This is a genomic window from Oceanicaulis sp. (assembly GCF_051859625.1).
Classification (GTDB): Bacteria; Pseudomonadota; Alphaproteobacteria; order Caulobacterales; family Maricaulaceae; genus Oceanicaulis.
The window spans coordinates 417,746-438,771 of sequence record NZ_JBHYFH010000002.1 but is presented as its reverse complement, the minus strand read 5'-3'; the positions used below and the strand labels follow the sequence as shown (position 1 = coordinate 438,771).

Genomic DNA, 21,026 nt, shown 5'->3' with positions numbered 1-21,026 from the left:
GGATGGATCATCCGGGGGGCTTTTTTATGTCGCCATGTCGAAACCTCAGGGCTTCGGGGAATCGGGCTCATCAGGCTCGGGCGCATCATCGCCCTGGGTGTCGTCGGGCATCAGGCCCGCCCCAGCCTTGCCCGGCTCGGCTTGCGGGATCGCGCCGTCCGGCAGGCGATCCGGCGTCACCATGCCGAAGGAAATGATCAGCTTGGCGGCTTCCTCCACCGTCAGGTCGAGCGCGATCGCCTTTGATCGCGGCACGAACAGCAAGAAGCCCGACGTCGGGTTCGGCGTGGTGGGAATAAAGACGCCGATCACATCATCGCCCTTGCCCACAACCGAGCGGATGACGCCGCGGCCGGTCGAGGCCACGAAAGCGACCGCATAGCTGCCCGCCATGGGGTATTCCACCAGCACCACTTCCTTGAAGGAGTTCTGTTGGCCCTGGAAGACCGTCTCGACGATCTGTTTGAGCGCGGCGTAGATATTGCGAATCAGCGGCACGGAATTGAGCACGCGCTCGCCCAGATCGAGCAGGCTGCGCCCAAAAATGTTCGCCGCCAGCGCCCCAAGCAAGGTCAAGCCGAGCACCGCGATCAGCAGCCCCATGCCGGGTATGGCGAAAGGCAGATAGCTTTCAGGGTTGTAGCGTGCCGGAACCAGGGGCTTGATCACCTGGTCCACAAAGGTCACGAAGCTGTAGATCAGCCAGAAAGTGATGCCGATCGGGGCGGCGACAACGACGCCGGTCAAAAAGCGATTGCGTAGCCAGCGAAGCACGTCGCTCAACTCCTCTTACAGCGTCCAGATCGGACGCCTCTCTGCAATGCCCGCGAATATGGGAGGAATCAAGGCTCCCCCTTGCTGACGTCCCAGTTGCAAGCGTATGAGTGTCAGCATGAACGGCCCTTTCAACATCCCCCTCACGGCCTGGTTGCGCTGGCTTTTGTTTGGCGCTGTGGGCGGCTTCGTCCTGTTGTCTGCGTTGAGCGCTGTCGTTTTGCGCGACCAGATTTTCCAGACATTTCTGGATCCCGGCGTGCCGTTTCAGACCTATCAACGCCCCCCGGCCCCAGAGTACACCCGCGATGAAGCCTGGGCGGCCCGACCGGAGGTGCGTTTGCCGGACGAGGCGGGGCATCCGGCTGTCTTCTTCATTCATCCCACCACGTATGACGGCGGCAGCCATTGGAACGCCCCCTTTGACCGCCCCCAGGAGGCTGTGGAGGTTTCCCAGATCATCCTGCCCAACTATGCCGCGCCCTTCCTGGTTCAGGATGTGGAGCTTTACGCGCCGCGTTACCGTCAGGCGTCGCTCTATACCTTCATGAACAATCGCGAGGATTCCGTGCTGGCGCGAGAGCTGGCGCAAATGGATATCCAGCGCGCCTTCACCCAGTTCCTGCGCGAAACCGATCCAGAACAGCCGTTCTTCATTGTCGGAGTCGGCCAGGGCGGCGCGATCGCGCTGGACGTCCTGGCGCGGCGTGTGGCGCCTGATCCGGCTGTGGCCCGGCGACTGGCCGCTGCTTATATCATTGACTCGCCTACGCCGCTCGACCTGCTGGCGGGGCCGCTCACGACCATACCGGTTTGCACCGATCCGTCAGAGATTCGCTGTCTTGTCGGGTGGGTCGCCGTGCGTCCGCAGGAAACGGCGCGCATTGAGGCCCTGACTCAACGTTCTCGGGCGCTTGACGCCCGGGGACGCCTGAGCGCGGTCGAGGACCGGGCGTTATTATGCGTCAATCCTGTTCTCTGGACGGCGAATGAAGATTACGCGCCTGCACGATTGCACCGGGGCGCTGCAGCTGCAGAAGGCCTGTCGTTGACGGATGCGCCCTCGCCCATGACCAATCAGACAGGCGCGCAATGTCAGAGCGGCCTGCTGATGATCGACCAGCCGCGGGCCCGTGCCTTGCGTCGTCCCGGACGCTTGGCGGAGGATCGCCGTGTCCGGTCGTCCAATCTGTTCTACATGGATATCCGCGCCAACGCCGAAGCCCGGCTCAACACGATACGTGCCGTCATGGCGGATGAGGCGCGCTATGCGCCAGCGCTTGATGCGCCGGTAGAAGTGGAGACTGCGCCGATCACCCCGATTGACGGCTAGACGCTAGCCGTCCTGGCGTAGGCGATTGACGATATTGGTGGTGGAGAGCCCGTCCATCAGCGGCGCAAGAACGATTTCTCCGCCAGACTGACGGATGAAGTCTGCGCCGGGCAGCTCGTCAGCCACATAATCGGCTCCCTTGATCATCACATGGGGGCGGATTTCCGAGATCAGCTCAGCGGGCGTGTCTTCATCAAAGATCACCACGCGGTCCACCATTTCGAGCGAGGCGAGCATGGTCGCGCGCGTCGCCTGGTCATTGATAGGACGGTTCTCGCCTTTCAAGCGCTTGACCGAGGCGTCAGCGTTCAATCCGACGATCAGGCGGTCACACACAGACGCGGCATGGCGCAGCACTGACAAATGTCCCGGATGCAGCAAATCAAAACAGCCATTGGTGAAGCCGACTTTCAAGCCGCTTTCACGCCAGTCTGCCGACAATTCCGCCATAGCGGGCCGGGACATGACACGCCAGTCTGGCGCTTCCTCTCCCGCTTGCGCGGCATCCAGAATTTCTTCTGGCGAAACGGTGGCGGTGCCGGGTTTGCCGACCGCAACGCCTGCCGCGAGGTCGGCGAATTCCATCGCGTCCTTCAAGGACGCGCCCGCGGCCATGGCGAGCGACAATCCGGCCAGGGCGGTATCGCCCGCGCCTGACACATCATAGACATCACGCGATCTGGAGAGATGGTGATGAATGGCCCCGGATTCATCCAGCAAGGTCATGCCCGCGCCGCCGCGCGTGACCATCACAGCCTGCGTTCGCGACAATTGCGCCTTCAGCGCTTTCAACGCTGTTGCGGCGTCTTCATCGCTGGAAACACGCAGGCCTGTTTCTTCTTCAAGCTCCCCGGCATTGGGCTTGATGATGCTGGCGCCGTCATATCGGCTGTAATCATGACCGCGAGGGTCGACGCTGACAGGTTTGCCGGCGTCGCGCGCCAAGGCGATGGCGGCCTGCACCAACTCACGCGTCACCACGCCTCGCCCATAATCAGAAACAATCAATATATCAGACGTTTCGAGCGCTTCTTTTATGTGATCCAGGAGATCTGAAACCGTATGGGCCTGGACCGCTTCGACCGGGTCGCGATCCACGCAAAACATCTGCTGGTTATTGGAGACATAGCGAATTTTCGACGGCGTGGGACGTTCGGGCGTCCGTACGACGCCCTTCGCGTCGCCACAGGCGGCCTTGACCAGGTCAATCGCGGCTTCACCGTCTGCATCATTTCCCGCGACAGATATCAGGCGCACCTCCGCGCCGAGGCTTGAGAGATTGCGCGCGAGATTGCCTGCGCCGCCCAGCATGGCCGTGCGGCGTTTCTCCGACAGGATCGGCACCGGCGCTTCACGCGAAATGCGATGCGTGTCGCCATAGACAAAGCTGTCATACAACAGATCGCCGAGCACGACGGCGCGGCGGTTTTGAATGGCGGCAAGAAGGTGCGCAGCCCGTTCACGCAACATGGCGCTCTCCAGAGCGATTAGAGTTGAATGACGGGATTGGACTTGGCCAGCGCGTCAAAAGCCATCAGATCACGCACAACCTCTTCAAATCGGTTGAGCGGGATCATGTTCGGGCCGTCAGAGGGCGCATTGTCCGGATCCGGATGGGTCTCCATGAAGACGCCGGCGATTCCCAGAGAAACCGCCGCACGCGCCAGATGCGGCGCGAACTGACGCTGACCGCCAGAAGATCCGCCCTGACCGCCCGGTTGCTGCACGGCGTGCGTGGCGTCCATCACGACCGGCGCGCCGGTCTGCTTCATGATCGGGAAGCTGCGCATGTCCACCACCAGCGTATTGTAGCCAAAGCTGGCGCCGCGTTCGGTGGCGATCACATTGGGGTTCCCCGCCCCGGTCAGCTTGCCGATCACATTGGGCATGTCCCAAGGCGCCAGGAACTGGCCTTTCTTGACATTGATCACCTTGCCGGTTTCCGCGGCGGCGATCAGCAGATCGGTCTGGCGGCAGAGAAAGGCCGGGATCTGAAGGATGTCTGCGGCTTCCGCGACGATGGCGCACTGTTCCGCCGTGTGAATGTCGGTCAGCAGCGGCAAACCGCTGGTCTCACGGATCTCATTAAAGACCTCAAGAGACGCTGACAGGCCTAATCCACGCTTGCCCGACAGGCTGGTGCGGTTCGCTTTGTCAAACGAGGTCTTGTAGACGAGGCCCGCGCCTGTGCGGTCCGCGATCTCCTTGAGCGCCATCGAAACTTCAAGGCCATGCTCACGGCTTTCAAGCTGGCAAGGCCCCGCGATGATGGTGAGCGGCTTCTCATTGCCCATTTCCAGCACGCCGCCCTTGGGCAGCGGAATTTCGACGACGGCGTTCGGATTCATGAGAAACGCTTCTCCACTTGGCGTTGGGACAGACGGCTATGTGAGTCAGCCCCTGATCCAGAGGATATAAAACACCGTATAGCCAGACACCATACTTCGTCCCAGAACGCGTGCATTGCAAACCCATGACTGATTTGAACAAGCCTGTAATTGTCTGGTTCCGCCAAGATCTTAGACTGGCCGACAATCCTGCCTTGCAAGCTGCGGCCGCTACGGGCGCGCCTGTCTTGCCCGTCTATATCCTTGATGATGACGCGCCGGGCGCATGGAAGCCCGGCGGCGCGAGCCGGTGGTGGTTGCATCATTCGCTCTGCTCGCTCGCCCATGATATCGAGCAACTGGGCGGGCGATTGATCGTCCAGCAAGGCCCGGCGCAGTCCTGCCTTGACGCGATCATAGAGGATGCCGGCGCCGGCGCCGTGTTCTGGAACCGGCAGTATGAGCCCTGGGCTCGCAAGCGCGATGAAGCCATCAAATCAACGCTGAACGACGCCGGCGTCAAAGCGCGGTCCTTCAATGGCTCATTGATTGTGGAACCGTGGGAGATCGCAACGAAAGCTGGCGCGCCCTACAAGGTGTTCACGCCTTTCTGGCGGACTTTGCAAGCCGGGCACGCGCCATCTGAGCCATCCGCACGCCCTGATGGTTTGACGTTTCAAGAGTATCAAGGCGGCTGCACGCTGGAGGCGTTAAACCTCTTGCCCGCCAAACCCGATTGGGCGGGTGGCCTCAGGGATAACTGGACGCCTGGTGAGGCGGCGGCGCATGGGCGGCTGGGGCAATTTCTTCAGCATAGCGTCACAGAGTATTCAGATCGCCGGAACCTGCCTGCGGAGCATGGGACCTCAAAACTGTCGCCGCATTTGCATTTCGGCGAAATCAGTCCGCGCCAGGTCTGGCACGCGGTCGTGCGCTCCGAGCACGCGTCATCAGAGGGCGCTGACACCTATCTGAGTGAAATCGCCTGGCGGGAGTTCAGCTATAATCTCCTTTATCACTTCCCCGACCTGCCCGAAGCGAACTTCCAGTCAAAATTTGACGGATTTGAGTGGACGGGCCAGGCGAAGGATCTTGAAGCCTGGCGCCGGGGACGCACAGGGTATCCGATTGTGGATGCCGGCATGCGCGAGCTTTGGGCGACGGGCTGGATGCACAATCGCGTCCGCATGATCGTCGCCAGCTTCCTGATCAAGGATCTGATGATCGACTGGCGCGAAGGCGAGGTCTGGTTCTGGGACACTTTGGTTGACGCGGACCTGTCGAGCAATTCAGCGTCCTGGCAATGGACAGCCGGGTCCGGTGCGGACGCCGCTCCCTATTTTCGCGTCTTCAACCCTGTCGGCCAGTCAGAAAAGTTTGATCCAGATGGTGAGTATCTTCGTAGGTGGTTACCAGAGCTGACGAATTTACCGAACAAGGCGATTCACGCCCCCTGGACGGCGGATCAGTCGGTTCTGAAAAAAGCTGGCGTCCACTTGGGTGAAACCTATCCCGAGCCGATCGTCGACCATGGTGATGCGCGCAAACGGGCGCTCGCCGCCTTTGAAAAGATCAAGGACTCCGCATGAGCCCGATTACGCCTTTGCATTCCCGTCCCTTGCGCATCGCTGTCATCGGTGCGGGTGTATCCGGTCTCGGCGCCGCCTGGGCGTTGCGCAATGTCCATGACGTTACGGTTTTTGAAAAACGAGACCGGCTGGGCGGTCACGCCAATACTGTGAGCATTGATTATGACGGCGCGCAAATTGATGTGGACACGGGCTTTATCGTCTTCAATCCGCTCAACTACCCCAATCTGATTGCGCTGTTCGCTCATCTGGGCGTGGAGAGTTATCGAACTGATATGAGCTTTGGATTCAGCCTGGACCGGACGTTCGAGTGGTCCTCAAACGGGCTCAAGGGCCTGTTCGCTGATCCCTCAAACCTGTTTAATCTGAGCTATTTGCGCATGTTGCGCGACATCCTGAAATTCAACAAAGCCGCCCAGAAAGACCTGGAGGCTGGCGGCCTTGAGGGCTTGAGCCTGGGTCAATATCTTGACCGCCTTGGACTGGGCGACGCCTTCCGCTCGCAATACCTCCTGCCCATGGGGGCTGCTATCTGGTCCACATCGGAAGCTGGCATGTCGGACTATCCGGCTGAAACCTTCATCCGTTTTTTCAAGAACCATCGCCTGATGCACGCCAGCCGGCCCAAATGGAATACGGTCCAGGGCGGCAGCCGCACCTATGTCAAAAAGCTGGAAGCCGATCTGTCAGACGCGGGCGTGGATTTTCAATCGCAAGCGCGCTCTGTCAGCCGCACATCAGATGGCGTGACGATTGAGGACGAAAACGGTCAGACGCATCAGTTCGACGAGGTGATCCTCGCCTGTCATTCCGATCAGGCTTTGGCCTTGCTGAAGGATGCCGATGAAGACGAGCGTCAGCTTCTGGGCGCGATCCGGTACGGCACCAACGAAGCGGTCCTGCATTGCGATACGACCCTGACGCCAGCTCGCAAGGGGGCTCAGGCGGCCTGGACCTATCTGCGCGAAGGCGGAGCCGAAGCCGCAGTCACCTATGACATGAACCGTTTGCAGGGCATTCGATCAGACAGGCCGCTCTTTGTGACGCTGAACCCGGTCCGCCAACCCCGACCTGAGACCGTGTTCGGCCGGTATCAGTATGATCATCCGCAATTCAATGCGCCCGCCCTCGCCGCACAACGGATTTTCAATTCCATCCAGGGCGTCCGCAACACCTGGTTCGCGGGCGCCTGGCTGGGCTACGGATTTCATGAAGATGGCTTGCGCGCTGGCCTGCGCGTGGCGTTGCGGCTGGGCGGACAGATTCCGTGGACCTTCGCGGAGGGTGATGTGGACGGCGGCGCCTGGTCGAGACCCGCTGAGCCGTCTCGTCTGAAAGCGCATGTCGCGGCTGAATAAGATGGCTCGTGACACTCACCCTGCGGGCAGTCTTTATGTCGGCAAGACCGTGCATGAACGCCGCGCGCCGTTCCTGCACCGGTTCAGCTACCGGCTCGGCTCGATCCTGCTCGACCTTGATCAGCTCAATGCGGCGGATCGGCTCAGCGCATTCTTCTCGGTTGGGCGGTTCAACCTCTACAGCTTTTATCCCAAGGATCTCGGGCCGCGCGACGGCGGCGACCTGTCGTCCTGGGCGCGCAATCTGTTTGCGGCATCCGGAGTTGAACTGGATGCGCAGGACCGACTGTCCCTGCTCTGCGCCCCGCGCGTGCTGGGCTATCAGTTCAATCCCCTGTCGATCTATTTCGCCCATGACGGCGAGGGTCGACTGAAAGGCCTGATCTATGAAGTCCACAATACCTTTGGCGACAGCCATTGTTATGTGGCGAAGGCCAGTGAAGGGTCCCGGCAAACTCATGACGCAGAGAAAATCTTTCACGTCTCTCCCTTCTACGATCTGGGCGGACGCTATGAGTTTACGTTGCGCGATCCAGACGACACCTTCCATCTGACGATTTTCAAACAACGTGAAGACGGCCCGGATTTTCTGGCGACCATGGCCATGAAGCGCGCGCCGTTAAACACCGCTCGGCTCGTGCGATTGTTCCTTACTCAACCGTTTTCGAGCTTGAAAACCATCCTCGCCATCCACTGGGAGGCCTTGCGGCTCTGGATCAAGGGCGCGGTCTATCACAAGCGCAATCCTCCGCCCGCAGAGGCTTCTCTGGCGCATCCCGTATCCCGATCCTCGCGCGCCGGATTTGGCGCCGAGCGGGATTAATTGTAAACTTGGCGTTACACGCAAATGCGTAACCGACGGAGCCGCCAATGACCGACTTCGCCGCTAGCCCGCTGGTGCGGGCTGACTCTCCGGCTGTGATCGACCGCCTTCAGGGCGTGCCGCGGGGGGTGCGTTTAACCCTGCGCATGCTGTTGAAACTCAAGGTCGGAACACTGACTGTCGTGCTGCCTGACAGCCGAGCCGTCAAGTTTGAAGGCCAACGTGAAGGCCCCGACGCCGTGATTGAACTGGCCAATTACGCTGTCGTTCGAAAAGTGATTTCGGGCGGCGATGTAGGCTTTGCGGAAAGCTATATGGATGGGGATTGGACGACGCCGGATCTGGCGACTGTCCTGACCGTGTTTTCCGCCAATCTCGACGAAATGGCGAATATCACTCGCGGCGGACCGATCACGCGCTTCTTCCATTGGCTGTACCATTTGCGGCGCGCCAATACGAAAAGCCAGGCGCGCAAGAACATCGAAGCGCATTACGATCTGGGCAACAGTTTTTACGAGCTGTGGCTGGACGAGACGATGACCTATTCGTCGGCCCGGTTCACGGACGGCGTCACGGCCTTGAAAGATGCGCAGACCGAGAAATACGCCGCCCTCGCCCGGTCGATGGATTTGCAGGCGGATCATGACGTCCTGGAAATTGGCTGCGGTTGGGGCGGGTTCGCTGAATACGCTGCCGGAACGATCGGCGCGAACGTCACTTGCCTGACCCTGTCGCCTGCTCAGCGTGACTATGCTCTGGCGCGGATCGAGCGTCTGGGTCTGTCCGACAAGGTGACGATCAAGCTGCAAGATTATCGTGACGAGACGGGCGTGTATGACCGTGTGGCCTCGATCGAGATGTTTGAGGCGGTCGGACAGGAATTCTGGCCCAGCTTTTTTGATAAGGTGTCTGCGGTTCTCAAGCCCGGCGGCAAGGCGGGGCTCCAGATCATCACTATTCGTGACGATCTGTTTGAAACCTATTCAAAGCGCGCGGACTTCATCCAGCGTTACATTTTCCCCGGCGGCATGATGCCCAGCGTGGAGAAGCTCGAAAACTGCTTCAAAGACGCGAAGCTTGATCTGGTGAAAACCGATCAGTTCGGTCTCGACTATGCGGACACCCTGAAGCTCTGGAAAGAGCGCTTCGACGAGGCTTGGCCGACGATTGAACCCATGGGGTTTGACGACCGGTTCAAATGCATGTGGGATTTCTACCTCGCCTATTGCGAGGCGGGATTCAGAACCGGGCGCATTGATGTGGGTCAGTTCACCATTCGCCGCGCCTGACAAGACACGAAAAAGCCCGCATCAAGCGGGCTTTTTTGTTTCTGGCGGCTTGTCCCAGCCGGTCTGTTTTCGAACCAGTGCGATGTGCCAATCGCGCGGCAGAGCGTAGATCAGCTTTAGCACCCAGGTGAAGCGCTTGGGAAAGGTGATCTCGAACCCGTTGCGGTTCATCCCTTTGCAGATGCGCTTGGCCGCGGTTTCCGCACTCACCATGAAGGGTTTGGGGAAGGCATTGTCATCCTGAGCCGGGGTGTCCACGAATCCGGGCGTGACGCACTGGACCTTCACCCCATAGCGATGAAGCTCGATGGCGAGGCCTTCCGCCATGTTCAGAAGCCCCGCTTTGGTCGCCCCGTAAGCGGTCGCGGTGGGCATGCCGCCAAACGCTGTGGCGGACGACACGATCACCAGCTGGCCTTTGCCGCGCTCGCAAAAGCGCGGGGTCAGCGCGCAGACACATGCGGCCGCGCCCTTCAGGTTCACATCAAATGTCTTGGCGTACTCCTCAAAACTCGGGTTTTCCGCCTCGATCGAGATATAGACGCCGGCGTTGAGGATCGCTCTGGCGATTGGACCGTGGTCAGACTCAATTTGGGCAACCGTTGCGGCGACGGCGCGATCATCACTGATATCCACAGGATAGGCGAAGACCTGACCGGGGTGGCGTCGCGCCAGCGCATCGAGCTTGTCTGCGCTACGGGCCGAAATCGCGACGCGCCAGCCTTCCTTGACCAGATCCGCGAGCAAGGCTTCGCCAATTCCGGAACTGGCGCCGGTCAGCCAGCACAGCCCGTCATCAGGCGTCGGTATTACAGGCGCTTTCATGTCCAGTCCTCACTCGGCGATGCCGATGCGTTTGAAAAAGCGTTGGCTATCTGCGGCGATGGCGTCGGTCTTTTCATCCGTCATCCGATCCAGCGTCTTGTAGATCATGGATAAACGGTGGTTACCCTTCAGCCGTTCCCGATTTTCGATCAGGAAGTTCCAGTACAAATAGTTGAACGGACAGGCCTTGGGCCCGTTTTTCTGGGTCACCGCATAGCTGCAGGATTTGCAGCTATCACTCATCTTGTTGATATAACTGCCTGATGCGGCGTACGGTTTGGTCGCCATCAAGCCGCCATCGGCGTAAAGCGCCATTCCGTGGGTGTTGGGGGCTTCCACCCATTCATAGGCGTCTGCGTAAACGGCCAGATACCAGTCATTGACCGCCTTGGGATCAATCCCGGCCAGCAACGCGAAATTTCCCGTCACCATCAGCCGCTGAATATGATGCGCATAGGCGTGTTTGCGGGTCGTGGTGACGACATCACGCACGCACGCCATGTCGGTGTCGGCTGTCCAGTAGAAGTCCGGCAATGGCCGTTTGGCCTCAAGCGCATTGCGCTCAAGATAGTCCGGCATGAACCGCCAATAGATCCCGCGAACATATTCACGCCAGCCCAGGATTTGCCGAATGAAGCCTTCCACCGCGTTCAGCGGGGCGTCGCCCTTTTCATAAGCCGCCTCCGCCTTTCGGCAGACCTTGAGCGGGTCCAGAAGGCCGATATTGAGATAGAGCGCGATGACCGAGTGAAACAGGAAGGCTTCGCCCAGCTTCATCGCATCTTGATAGTCTCCGAAGTTGGGAAGGCCGTTGTGTAAAAACCAGTCCAGTTGCGCGTTCGCGTCTTCGGTCGTGACCGCGTAGCCAAAGGGGTCAAGATCGCCGAACTGATCAGGAAACTGTTCCTCAACCAGGTCAATCACCTGCCGGGTCATCGCATCGGGTTCGATCCAGGCGCGGTCGGGAAGGGTCAAATCCGCGGGCAGTGATTTGCGATTGTCCTGATCAAAATTCCATTGCCCGCCAGTGGGCTTGTCACCCTCCATCAAGATCCCGGTCTCCCGGCGTATCTCGCGATAGAAATACTCCATGGTCAGGCGCTTGCGTTCGTCCGCCCAGGCGTCAAACCGGTCCAGCGAGCAGATGAAACGATCATCGCGGCGAATCTGAACCGGCAGACCAAAAGCGTCAGACCAGCGCTCCATATCCGTCTTCAGGCGATGCTCGCCCGGAGAGGTGATGACGACCTTATCAAAGGCCTGCGTCTCAAGCGCCCGCTTCACCTCGGATTTCAAAGCGCCGGTGTTGTCCGGATCATCAAGCCTCACATAGCGCACGGCCTTCCCGCTCCCTTCCAGGCTGGAGGCGAAATGGCGCATTGCGGAAAAGATGAAGGCGATTTTCTTGGCATGATGGGGAACGTAAGACGCTTCTTCAGCGACTTCCGCCATCAAGATCAGGTCGCCGTCTTCATAATCAGCAAGGCTTGAGAGGGATGCGCTGAGCTGATCGCCGAGAACAAGTCTGAGCGCCGGCATCAGCCCCTCAACGGGTCAGCGCGGCGTTCATAGCGAATGGTCTGGCCCCTCGCCTCAAACTGGCAGCCGGCCCAGCGACCATTTTCATCATACCACAGGTCCACGGTCAGCTCGCTGGAGAGCCGATAACGATGGGCGGTGATGCGCGCGCCATCGGCCGCCAGCATTTCTTCGCCCAGATAATCCACCGTCACATCCAGCTCGCTGCCATGTTCGGTGTTCAGAATGTCGTACGCGCCAGTGCGATAGCCGCGCCAGTGCGAACTGGGCAGAACCGAGAGCGGAAATTCGAGGGAAATCGCGCCCATGTCAGGCGTTTCGCCCTCCACATCCAGCCCGTCATTGCTGGACTGAGCCTGGACGCGATAGGTCTCGCCATCTTTTAGGGTCTCCGCGTTCAGTCCGATCAGCTGACCTTCACGCCAGCGCTCTGTGGACTGGTGCTCATAGCGAAAGACGGTGATCGGCCCCAGACCGGCGCGAAGCTCGATGTCGACGGACACCAGCAAATCATCGCCGTCCTGCTCAAAATGGACCGCGTGCGTGCCCATGCGCTTGTCGCCATCGCGATAGACATCAAAGATGATGCTCTCGCCCGCATTCGGCATGGGTGTGGGCGAAGGCGCATTATCCGCGAAGCCCCATGCGGAGCTCGTCAGAACAGCGCCTGCGCTCAAGGTCGTCATGATCAGTCGCAGCATGGTGAGCACTCCAAAAGAAGGATCAGGACCGGTCCCAGCCCAGCACGCGGCTGGCCAGAGAAATGACCGGGTGAGTGAACTGTAAACGCCCCATTTCAACAGACAGACAGACACACGGCCCATCCGCATGCGCACGCGGATTATGGGTCAGGGACGGATCAGCATGGCAAACATCGCCCGCGCGATAATCTGCATGTCCATCATTGAACCCGCCCTTCAGCACCAGGGTCAGTTCTTCAGCCTGGTGGGTGTGTTCCGCGACCCCCCGTCCAGAAGGGAGGCTGAGAAGACGCACATGGACGCCGTCTTCTTCCAAAGTCTCAATCGGCATCTCCTGAATTCCGCCCATCTTGTTCATCCAGATAGGGTGCGGATGATCGCTCAATACCCGCTTGAGGGTGTCGGGAAGATCGAGGTTCAATTGATCTGACAGGCGCGGGCGAGGCGTGACAGGCTTAGGCGACAGGCCGCCCAGCTTCTGGGACAAAGCCTCAAAGGCGCCGACATTCATGGCGACCGGCTCGGTGTCTTCCAGCAGTCCGCCCATGACGTGCTCAGCCTGATGCAGCAGGGCGTTCGCCTTCGCATTCATCTCTGCGTGGCAGGCCGCGAGAACCTGCACGGCTCTGGGCGCTGCGCCGCTGGCCACATCCACCATCCATGCCGCGTCAAGCGTATGCATTTCGGTTACTCCAACTGTTCGTATCTTCTTACGCAGACGCGACGAAAACGGATCACGCCTGCGTTAAGGCGAGCCCGTTTGATTGCAGCGACCTCAGACAGCTCCTAACTTGGCGCTCAGAACGCTGAAAAGAGGCTCGCCATGACCCCCCGCCCCGCCCGCTCCGTCATTGATCTCATCGGCGATACGCCGCTGCTTCGTCTGAACAAGGTCTCGGACGCAACCGGATGTGAAATCCTGGGCAAGGCCGAGTTCCTCAATCCTGGCGGGTCGGTGAAAGATCGCGCCGCGCTTGGCATCATTCGAGAAGCGGAAGCCAGCGGCGCGCTCAAGCCGGGCGGGACCATCGTGGAAGGCACCGCCGGCAATACCGGCATCGGCCTGGCCATGGTCGGGCGCGCTTTGGGCTACAAGGTGGTGATTGTTTTTCCGCGCACCCAGTCACGGGAAAAGGCGGACGCCATCCGGCTGATGGGCGCCCAGCTGATCGAAGTGGATGCGGTCCCCTATTCCAACCCCAATCATTACGCGCGCTATTCCGGCACGCTGGCGGAAGAGCTGAACGCGACTGAACCCAATGGCGCGATCTGGGCGAACCAGTTTGACAACACCGCCAACCGTCGCGCCCACGCCCAGACCACGGGCCCTGAAATCTGGGAGCAAACCGGCGGCAAGGTGGACGCCTTTGTGGCGGCGGTCGGGTCCGGCGGCACGATTGCGGGCGTGTCAGATGCGCTGAAAGCCAAGAATGACGCCATCAAGATCGCCCTCGCGGATCCCGGCGGCGCGGCGCTTTACGGCTATTACGCCCATGGCGAGCTGAAAGCGGAAGGCAATTCAATCACCGAAGGCATCGGCCAGAGCCGCATCACCGCCAATCTTGAAGGCGCTCAAATCGATGAAGCGTTCCGCATTCCCGATGAGGAAGCGCTGGGCATTCTCTATGACCTCGTGATGGAAGAAGGCCTGTGTCTGGGCGGTTCAGCCGGCGTGAACATCGCCGGCGCGGTGCGTCTGGCGCGCAAAATGGGGCCGGGGCACACCATCACGACCATTTTGTGTGATCACGGCTCACGCTATCAGTCCAAGCTCTACAACCCTGACATCCTGCGTGAAAAAGGCCTGCCGACGCCGCCCTGGCTCGATTAGTCAGATCGATCAGCGCACGGGCGGCGCATACAGCAACCCGCCCTGGTTCCATTGGGCGTTCAGTCCCCGCTCGAGCTGAAGCGGGGACGCTTCACCCAGATTGCGTTCAAACAGCTCGCCATAATGCCCCCCCGCAGCGATAGCGCGACGGGCAAAGTCTTCATCAACGCCTAGGCTTGAGGCGATATCTTCATCCAAACCCAGAAGTCTGCGAACTTCCGGGCGATTTGAGATTTGGCCCGGTTCCGACAACTGGCTTTGCGTAACCCCGTACTCTTCGGCCGCAATCAGCGCCATGAGCACCCATTCCACCGCCATTTCGAACTGGGGATCGCCGGCTTTCACCACGGGGGTCAGGGGTTCCTTGGAAATGACGTCAGGCAGGACCATATGCCGGTCGGGTTCAGTGAGGCTGCGTCTGAATCCGGCCAGGCGTGAGACGTCACTGGTGAACGCATCACATTCCCCCGCCTCGTACGCGATGCGGGCGTCCGCGACGGTTTCAACGGACACCGTAGTGAAATTCAGGCCATAGCGTTCTGAATAATCGTCGAGATTGAGTGCGCTGGTCGTTTCAGGCTGCACGCAGATGCGCGCGCCGCTCAGCTCCTGCGCGGATGTGAGGCCCAGATCAGCCGGCGTCAGAAAACCCTGCCCGTCATAGTAATAAACACCGGTGAAGCGCACGTGCTGGGTCGCCGCGCGTGACAAGGTCCAGCTGGTGTTGCGCAGCAGGATGTCCACATCGCCATCCCGCAGGGATTGAAACCGGTCGAGCGTGGTGGTCGGCACAAATTGAGTGCGATCAGGATCGCCGAGAAACGCGGCGGCGTAGGCGCGGCACAGATCGACCTCGAATCCGCTCCAGACGCCGTTGTCGTCCGTTTCAGCGAAGCCCGTCAGGCCTGTGTCGACGCCGCATCTGAGCACGCCGCGAGTCTGGATCTCGGCCATGTGCGAGCGGGACGCCGCTACATCGCTTTGAGAAACCGCGAAGCCCAATGCAAACGCCGTCGCCCCTTTTGCGAGGCGACGCGGGTCCATCAGGTCGAACAAAGACGCTGGCGTCATCGGTCCAACCGCCTTACATGCTGAAAACAATACCTCAGGTGTAACGAAGAGAAGGGAGCGCGTCGACATGAAACGCGACACCCGACTGATCCATTCCGGTCAGCCCCGCCGCAGCGACGATCTGGTCAACCCGCCGATCGAGCGCGCCTCGACCGTGGTCGCGCCCTCAACGGCCGAGCTTTACAACCCCACCCCGCCCCGTCGGCATTACGGGCGCGGCGGGTTGAGCCCGAACACCGAACTCCGTGACGCGATCGCTCAGCTGTATGAAGCGGACCATGTGTCGCTGGCGCAGTCCGGTCTGGCGAGCGTTATTCTGGCGCTTCGCACGGCCCTGCCCGAGCAGCCTTCAGGCATGCAGGCGCTGATCACCGATTCCGCTTATGGCCCAGTGCGGCGCTTCTGCGATGAAGAATTGCCGCGCTATGGCGTGACGCCTGTGTATTACGACCCGCGCATCAGCGCAGACATCGCGCGCTTGCTCGAACACCCCACGGCGGTCGTGCTGCTTGAAGCGCCAGGATCGTTGACGTTTGAAGTACAGGACATCGCAGCCATCGCCCGCGCAGCCCGGGACGCCGGCGCCGCCAGCGTGATCGACGATACCTGGAGCGCGGGCCTGTTGATGAATCCGCTGGAGCTGGGTGTGGATTACGCAGCCCAGGCGCTGACCAAATATGTCGGCGGGCATTCAGACTTCCTGATGGGCGCGGTCGCAGCGCGCGGAGACGCTGCGGCGCGCCTGAAAAACAAGGATGTGCTGTTCGGCGGACATGTCTCGCCCGATGACGCCTATCTGTGCCTGCGCGGCCTGCGCACACTGTCCTTGCGGATCGAACGCTCCGGCGCTTCAGGGCTCGCCATCGCCCGCCAACTCGAGACGCATCCCAAGGTCGCGCGGGTCCTGCATCCGGGTCTTGAGAGCCATGCTGACCATGCCTTGTTCACGCGCCAGTTCAACGGCTCATCGGGCTGTTTTGCGTTTGTACTGGATGGTGTGGATGCGCGGGCGGGCGAAGCGATCGCAGAAGCCTTGCATCTGTTCCGGCTGGGGTTCAGCTGGGGCGGCTATGAAAGCCTGATCCTGCCTTGCGACCGCCAGATCCGCCGAACCGCCGTGCCCTGGAAAGCCGAAGGCGCATTGCTGCGCCTGTCTGTGGGCCTTGAGGATGTGGACGACCTGTGGGCGGATCTGGCTCAAGCCCTGGGCTAAGAGAACCAGACCCGCCCTGAAGGCGTCTAGCCATGCACTTCCAGGAGCGGCACGCGTGAGGCGCGCAAGGCGGGAAAGAACCCGCCCAGCAAGCCCACCAGAAGCGCCAGGATGACCCCGCTCACCACAGCTGTGGGCGTCACCGCGAACGAGAACACCACTTGTGTGAAGCTGCCGCCAAGGGTTGAGGCGCTGACGCCATCAAAGACGAAATAGGTGATCACGGCGCCCACCATTCCGCCAATCAAGGCCAGGATCAACGATTCCACCAGCGTCCCGACAAAGGCGGCGAAGCCTGAAAAGCCCAGGGTGCGCAAGGTGGCGATCTCGCGAATGCGCGAATCCACCGAGGCATACATGGCGTTCCACGCCCCGGCGAGCGCGCCGACGGCCATGATGATCGCCAAAGGCCAGCCCAGATACATGATCAGATTGGACAGACCACCTGCAGACTGGGCGAAGAAGTCTTTCTCGGTCTCCACATCGAGATCGAGCCGCGGCTCGTCCTCAACATATTGACGCAGCGCTTCAAGACCGCCCTCTCCGTCCAACTCAACCCGGATCGACTGATAGCTCGCCCCGCGTTGATAGAGGTTCTGGACGGTGCCGATATCGGCCCAGATTTCAGAATCAAAGACCGATCCGCCCGTCGAGAAAATGCCGACAATGCGCCATTCATTGGGTCCCATACGGATGGTGGTGTCCAGGTCGAAACCGGAGAACTCCCGTATGACGCCCTCGCCCACAACGATTTCGTTGGAGCCTTCTGAGAACATGCGGCCCTGAACGATCTGGAAGTTTTCGCGCAGGCGCGGCGCAGCATCATCCACACCGCGCAATGACAGGCTGGCGTCATTGCCGGTCGAGCGTTTCGTCGCGTCTGTGATGACATACAGCTCGGCGGACAGGAGGGCGTTCCCGTCTGCATCCCGCGCAACGCCGGGTGCGGTTTCGATCAGGCGCACCGTATCCCGGCCAAAGCCGGAATTAAGCTCCGCCTGAGCGCCCGACCTCAGCAGAACGGCGATCTGTTCCGATCCGGTCCCGCTGACCGTGGCGCGAAAGCCGTTGGCCATGGCGAGAAAGCCCAGAAGGACGCCCACCACCAGAGCGATGGAGAGAATGGTCGCCAGCGACATGCCCCAGCGTTGCGGGATGGAGCGCAGATTGATCGAGGTGACCGCAAGTATTTGCGAGATCATGGCGATTACTCCTTACCCAGAGCGTCGACGATTTTCAGACGCATGGCGTTGAGGGCCGGCACAAACCCGGTGATGAGACCAAAGGCGAGCATCAAGCCGATCGCCTGGAGCCAGGTTTCTCCAGACACGCCCAGACCCGGTAATTGTCCGCTTGCGATCTTGGCGAGCCCGCTAAGCAAGAGCACGGCGAGGCCCAGTCCCAGCAGACCGCCCACCAGGCTCAACAGAACCGATTCAGACAGCACATGGGTGAAAATGCGCGAGGATGAGAAGCCAAGCGTCTTCATCACGCCCACTTCCTTGGTGCGCTCATTGATGGCCATCACCATGGTGGTGCCCACGATCATCAGAATGGTGGCGAAGGCGGAGCTGACGACGAGGCTCAGGATCAATCCGATATTGCCCAGCTGTTCGACAAAGGCCTGTGAAAATGCGGCTTCGGTGGTGGTTTCGGTTTCAGCCGGCGAGTTGGCGAACATGTCGTCAATGCGCTGAGACACCGCATCATTGATCGCCGGATCACCCGTCAGCATGATCATCCAGCCGATCTGGTCACGATTGAAGGCCAGCGCTTCGTTGTAATAGTCGTACTGCATCAAGAGGTAGTTGGTGGGGAGGTCCTGATCTTCCGTGGTCAGGATCGCGCAAACCTCCACATCCCAGGCGCTGGAGCCGTCAGTCTGACGCCAAATGTTCGAGCTGAGCGGAAACCGGTCTCCGACGTTCCACTCATATTGCTCGGCGAGATCCGCCCCGACAGCGACGCAGTCCCGGCGTTCAGCCAGTGCGGCGCGCTGGTCTGCGGGCATTTCCAGCTCGGGATAGACAACCAGATAGCTGTCCATATCCACGACAAATGATTGCACGAAATTGCGCACATCCTGGAAGTAACCACCAAACCAGGAGGCGTGCGTGACGGCCTGAACGCCGTCCACATTCTGGACCCGCCCCCAATAGGCGAAGGGCATGGTCTGGGTGAAATTGATCTTGTTCACCGTCACCAGACGGTCCGCCCGCGACAGTTCTTCAGAGGAATTGAGCACTCGGTCGATGGAGGCGAGCGCACCGAAAATCAGGAAGGCCGTCATGATCGAGAGGATCAAAAGGATCGCGCGGGTTTTCTTCCTGAACAGGGATTTGCGTATGAGCGTCAGGTCATTCATGCCATCGCTCCGGATTCTACGAAGCGTCCTTTATCAAGGTGCAATTCGCGACGAGCGTATTTGGCGGCCGCCGGGTCGTGGGTGACCATGACGATGGTCTTGCCGAGCTCGGAATTCAGAAGCTGCAGCGTCTCCAGGATTTCATCGGCCGTGGTGCGATCGAGATCGCCCGTCGGCTCGTCACATAGCAACACGTCCGGATCGGCGACGATCGCACGCGCAATCGCGACACGCTGCTGCTGACCGCCCGAGAGCTGGCGGGGCCGGTGCTTGGCGCGTTCGGCGAGCTTCACCACTTCAAGAGCGGTTTGCACCCGGCGCTTACGCTCCTTGCCGGACAAGTTCGTCAGCAGCAGCGGCAGCTCCACATTTTGGGCCGCCGTCAGGGTCGGCATCAGATTATAGAACTGGAAGATGAAACCCACATGGCTGGAGCGCCATTTGGCGAGTTTGGCCTGGCTGAGATTGTCGATCCGGAGCCCGTTGCAGACAACCTGTCCGCCAGAGGGCTTATCGATGCCGCCCAGAAGATTGAGCAAGGTCGTCTTGCCGGAGCCTGACGGCCCCATGATCGCGATGAAATCGCCGCGATTGATGGTCATCGTCAGGTCTTCAAAGATCGCGACGCTTTCTTTGCCGCGCGTGTAACGCTTGGAGAGGTTCGTCAGTTCGTAAAGCACGTCGGTCATGATCTGTCCCTATCGCCTGGTGCTGAGATCGGTGTTCAGTCTTGTTCGAGAAAGGTCACGCGGGCGGCCATGTCGGGCAGGACCCGATCGTCACGCTCGCCCAGGGCCACGCGGACGCGAATGGTCGCGCGGGCGCGGTCTGCTGTGGGAATGATGGCTTCCACCCGGGCGGGAATGCGCCAGTCAGGATAAGCGTCCAGAATGGCCTCGACGCGTTGGCCGGCGCGCACGCGCTGGATTTGGCCTTCATTGACATCCACTTCCAGTTCGAGGCTCTCCATGTCGACCAGGGTCGCGATGCCGGTCCGGGTGAAGCCGCCGCCCGCTGACACGGGTGAGAGGATTTCTCCCACTTGCGCGTTCTTGGCGATGACCACCCCGCCAAACGGCGCGCGCACCACGTGACGGTCCACATAATCGCGCTGGCTGCGTACGCGGACCTCTGCGGCGGCGAGATCAGCGCGCGCCGCGCGAAGCTGGGCTTGCAGGCTGTCGACCTGGGCCTGTTCGGCGGTGCGTCGTGAATCCGTGGCGTAGCCGGATCGGATCAGCTGCTCGGTGCGGGTCAGCTGCGTGCGCGCTTCGGTCAGTTGCGCTGCAAACGATTGCGCCCGCTCGGCGGCGGCGGCTTGTTGAGCTTCATACAGGTCGAGATCGATGCGGGCGCGATCATCATCGAGATAGGCGAGCACTTCGCCCTCCTCGACCACGGCGCCTTCCTCGATCAGCACATCACGAATGCGTCCGGTGATTTCCGCAGAGACCGTCGCCTGCCGGCGCGCCACCACATAGCCTGACGCCACAAGTCCGGAGCTGGGCGCCGGACGGAGCGAGGCTGCAGGGGCTGCGGCAGGCGTTGATTGCTCTGTATCGGCGTTGGTTTGAGGCGCATCCGCCACCACGGCCGGCGCGGGCTCAGTTTTCGGAGTGAAGAACCACGCCGCGCCAGCGCCGCCGCCGCCCGCCAGGACGATTGCGATCAACAGCGCCGCCCATCCCGGACCGCCTGAGGCGTGCGTATCCTCGGATCGTTCAATGGTGAGAGAGTGTAATTGCTCTGTGCGTTCGTCGTTCATTCGTCTCGTCCCCTGTGCGCCATTCGCGCGAGCAGCGTACCATTTCCCGTCTGGGACGCCGAAAACCAGGCCGACGACCCACGCCATTTCGCCTATGGTTCACAGATAGTCGCATCGCTTGATCACGCGTTAGTGACAGGTGTCACCCGACGGCGAATCCGTTCAATCGGTCAAAAATAATCAGGCCCGAGTGTTGCGTTGCAGCAAGGCCCGTGTCAGAGCA

At 60.6% G+C, this 21,026-nt stretch carries 19 protein-coding genes; 7 read left to right on the top strand and 12 right to left on the bottom strand.

The annotated features are described in order from the left end of the window. Positions 1-45: 45 nt before the first annotated feature. Positions 46-774 (bottom strand): DUF502 domain-containing protein, encoded by a 729-nt coding sequence (locus ACTIGF_RS11715; protein ID WP_439637061.1) that lies wholly within the window; start codon positions 772-774, stop codon positions 46-48. A gap of 118 nt (positions 775-892) precedes the next feature. Between ACTIGF_RS11715 and ACTIGF_RS11710 the strand changes: the two genes are divergently transcribed. Next, positions 893-2,107 carry a DUF3089 domain-containing protein gene (locus tag ACTIGF_RS11710; RefSeq protein WP_439637060.1) on the top strand — a complete coding sequence of 405 codons (1,215 nt, stop codon included), beginning with the start codon at positions 893-895 and terminating at the stop codon, positions 2,105-2,107. Between the two features lie 3 nt (positions 2,108-2,110). Here ACTIGF_RS11710 and rfaE2 read toward each other — a convergent pair whose 3' ends face one another. Together rfaE2 and kdsA are read right to left on the bottom strand one after the other, a co-directional pair. Beyond that, positions 2,111-3,577: a D-glycero-beta-D-manno-heptose 1-phosphate adenylyltransferase gene (gene rfaE2 / locus ACTIGF_RS11705; RefSeq protein WP_439637059.1), complete on the bottom strand. Its 1,467-nt coding sequence runs from the start codon at positions 3,575-3,577 to the stop codon at positions 2,111-2,113. A 17-nt stretch (positions 3,578-3,594) separates the two neighbouring features. Further along, positions 3,595-4,455 (bottom strand): 3-deoxy-8-phosphooctulonate synthase, encoded by an 861-nt coding sequence (gene kdsA / locus ACTIGF_RS11700; RefSeq protein ID WP_439637058.1) that lies wholly within the window; start codon positions 4,453-4,455, stop codon positions 3,595-3,597. A gap of 125 nt (positions 4,456-4,580) precedes the next feature. On the opposite strand from kdsA, the gene ACTIGF_RS11695 reads away from it, so the two are divergent. From ACTIGF_RS11695 to ACTIGF_RS11680, 4 genes are read left to right on the top strand one after another with little or no spacing between them, the layout of a single operon-like run. After that, a complete protein-coding gene (locus ACTIGF_RS11695; RefSeq protein WP_439637057.1) occupies positions 4,581-6,023 on the top strand; it encodes a cryptochrome/photolyase family protein in 1,443 nt (480 codons plus the stop codon). Beyond that, positions 6,020-7,381, top strand: coding sequence for an NAD(P)/FAD-dependent oxidoreductase (locus ACTIGF_RS11690; RefSeq protein ID WP_439637056.1), 1,362 nt, complete (start codon positions 6,020-6,022; stop codon positions 7,379-7,381). The genes ACTIGF_RS11695 and ACTIGF_RS11690 overlap by 4 nt, the downstream gene beginning before the upstream one ends. Position 7,382: 1 nt before the next feature. Further along, on the top strand, positions 7,383-8,204 hold the full coding sequence (locus tag ACTIGF_RS11685) for a DUF1365 domain-containing protein (RefSeq protein WP_439637055.1): 822 nt from the start codon (positions 7,383-7,385) through the stop codon (positions 8,202-8,204). Positions 8,205-8,251: 47 nt separating this feature from the next. Beyond that, a complete protein-coding gene (locus ACTIGF_RS11680; protein ID WP_439637054.1) occupies positions 8,252-9,493 on the top strand; it encodes a class I SAM-dependent methyltransferase in 1,242 nt (413 codons plus the stop codon). A gap of 21 nt (positions 9,494-9,514) precedes the next feature. On the opposite strand, the gene ACTIGF_RS11675 is transcribed toward ACTIGF_RS11680, so the two are convergent. From ACTIGF_RS11675 to ACTIGF_RS11660, 4 genes are read right to left on the bottom strand one after another with little or no spacing between them, the layout of a single operon-like run. Then, positions 9,515-10,318 (bottom strand): SDR family NAD(P)-dependent oxidoreductase, encoded by an 804-nt coding sequence (locus tag ACTIGF_RS11675; protein ID WP_439637053.1) that lies wholly within the window; start codon positions 10,316-10,318, stop codon positions 9,515-9,517. 9 nt (positions 10,319-10,327) lie between these two features. Then, on the bottom strand, positions 10,328-11,857 hold the full coding sequence (locus tag ACTIGF_RS11670; protein ID WP_439637052.1) for a cryptochrome/photolyase family protein: 1,530 nt from the start codon (positions 11,855-11,857) through the stop codon (positions 10,328-10,330). Further along, positions 11,857-12,558, bottom strand: coding sequence for a DUF6134 family protein (locus tag ACTIGF_RS11665; RefSeq protein WP_439637051.1), 702 nt, complete (start codon positions 12,556-12,558; stop codon positions 11,857-11,859). Before ACTIGF_RS11665 ends, ACTIGF_RS11670 begins: the two co-directional genes overlap by 1 nt. 22 nt (positions 12,559-12,580) lie before the next feature. Further along, entirely contained in the window at positions 12,581-13,240 is a 660-nt protein-coding gene (locus ACTIGF_RS11660; protein WP_439637050.1) for a cupin domain-containing protein, read from the bottom strand. Positions 13,241-13,381: 141 nt separating this feature from the next. Here ACTIGF_RS11660 and ACTIGF_RS11655 point away from each other — a divergent pair, with 141 nt between their 5' ends. Beyond that, positions 13,382-14,389 carry a cysteine synthase A gene (locus ACTIGF_RS11655; protein ID WP_439637049.1) on the top strand — a complete coding sequence of 336 codons (1,008 nt, stop codon included), beginning with the start codon at positions 13,382-13,384 and terminating at the stop codon, positions 14,387-14,389. 9 nt (positions 14,390-14,398) lie between these two features. On the opposite strand, the gene ACTIGF_RS11650 is transcribed toward ACTIGF_RS11655, so the two are convergent. Further along, the gene (locus ACTIGF_RS11650) at positions 14,399-15,460 is read right to left on the bottom strand and encodes an amino acid ABC transporter substrate-binding protein (protein WP_439637048.1); all 1,062 of its coding nucleotides are present in this window, start codon (positions 15,458-15,460) and stop codon (positions 14,399-14,401) included. 67 nt (positions 15,461-15,527) lie between these two features. Here ACTIGF_RS11650 and metC point away from each other — a divergent pair, with 67 nt between their 5' ends. Then, entirely contained in the window at positions 15,528-16,673 is a 1,146-nt protein-coding gene (gene metC, locus ACTIGF_RS11645; protein WP_439637047.1) for a cystathionine beta-lyase, read from the top strand. Positions 16,674-16,699: 26 nt separating this feature from the next. Here metC and ACTIGF_RS11640 read toward each other — a convergent pair whose 3' ends face one another. From ACTIGF_RS11640 to ACTIGF_RS11625, 4 genes are read right to left on the bottom strand one after another with little or no spacing between them, the layout of a single operon-like run. Then, the gene (locus ACTIGF_RS11640; RefSeq protein ID WP_439637046.1) at positions 16,700-17,875 is read right to left on the bottom strand and encodes an ABC transporter permease; all 1,176 of its coding nucleotides are present in this window, start codon (positions 17,873-17,875) and stop codon (positions 16,700-16,702) included. Between the two features lie 5 nt (positions 17,876-17,880). Then, positions 17,881-19,038 carry an ABC transporter permease gene (locus tag ACTIGF_RS11635; protein ID WP_439637045.1) on the bottom strand — a complete coding sequence of 386 codons (1,158 nt, stop codon included), beginning with the start codon at positions 19,036-19,038 and terminating at the stop codon, positions 17,881-17,883. Then, positions 19,035-19,727 (bottom strand): ABC transporter ATP-binding protein, encoded by a 693-nt coding sequence (locus ACTIGF_RS11630; protein WP_439637044.1) that lies wholly within the window; start codon positions 19,725-19,727, stop codon positions 19,035-19,037. The genes ACTIGF_RS11635 and ACTIGF_RS11630 overlap by 4 nt, the downstream gene beginning before the upstream one ends. Before the next feature lie 35 nt (positions 19,728-19,762). After that, the gene (locus tag ACTIGF_RS11625; protein ID WP_439637043.1) at positions 19,763-20,803 is read right to left on the bottom strand and encodes an efflux RND transporter periplasmic adaptor subunit; all 1,041 of its coding nucleotides are present in this window, start codon (positions 20,801-20,803) and stop codon (positions 19,763-19,765) included. Positions 20,804-21,026 lie beyond the last annotated feature (223 nt).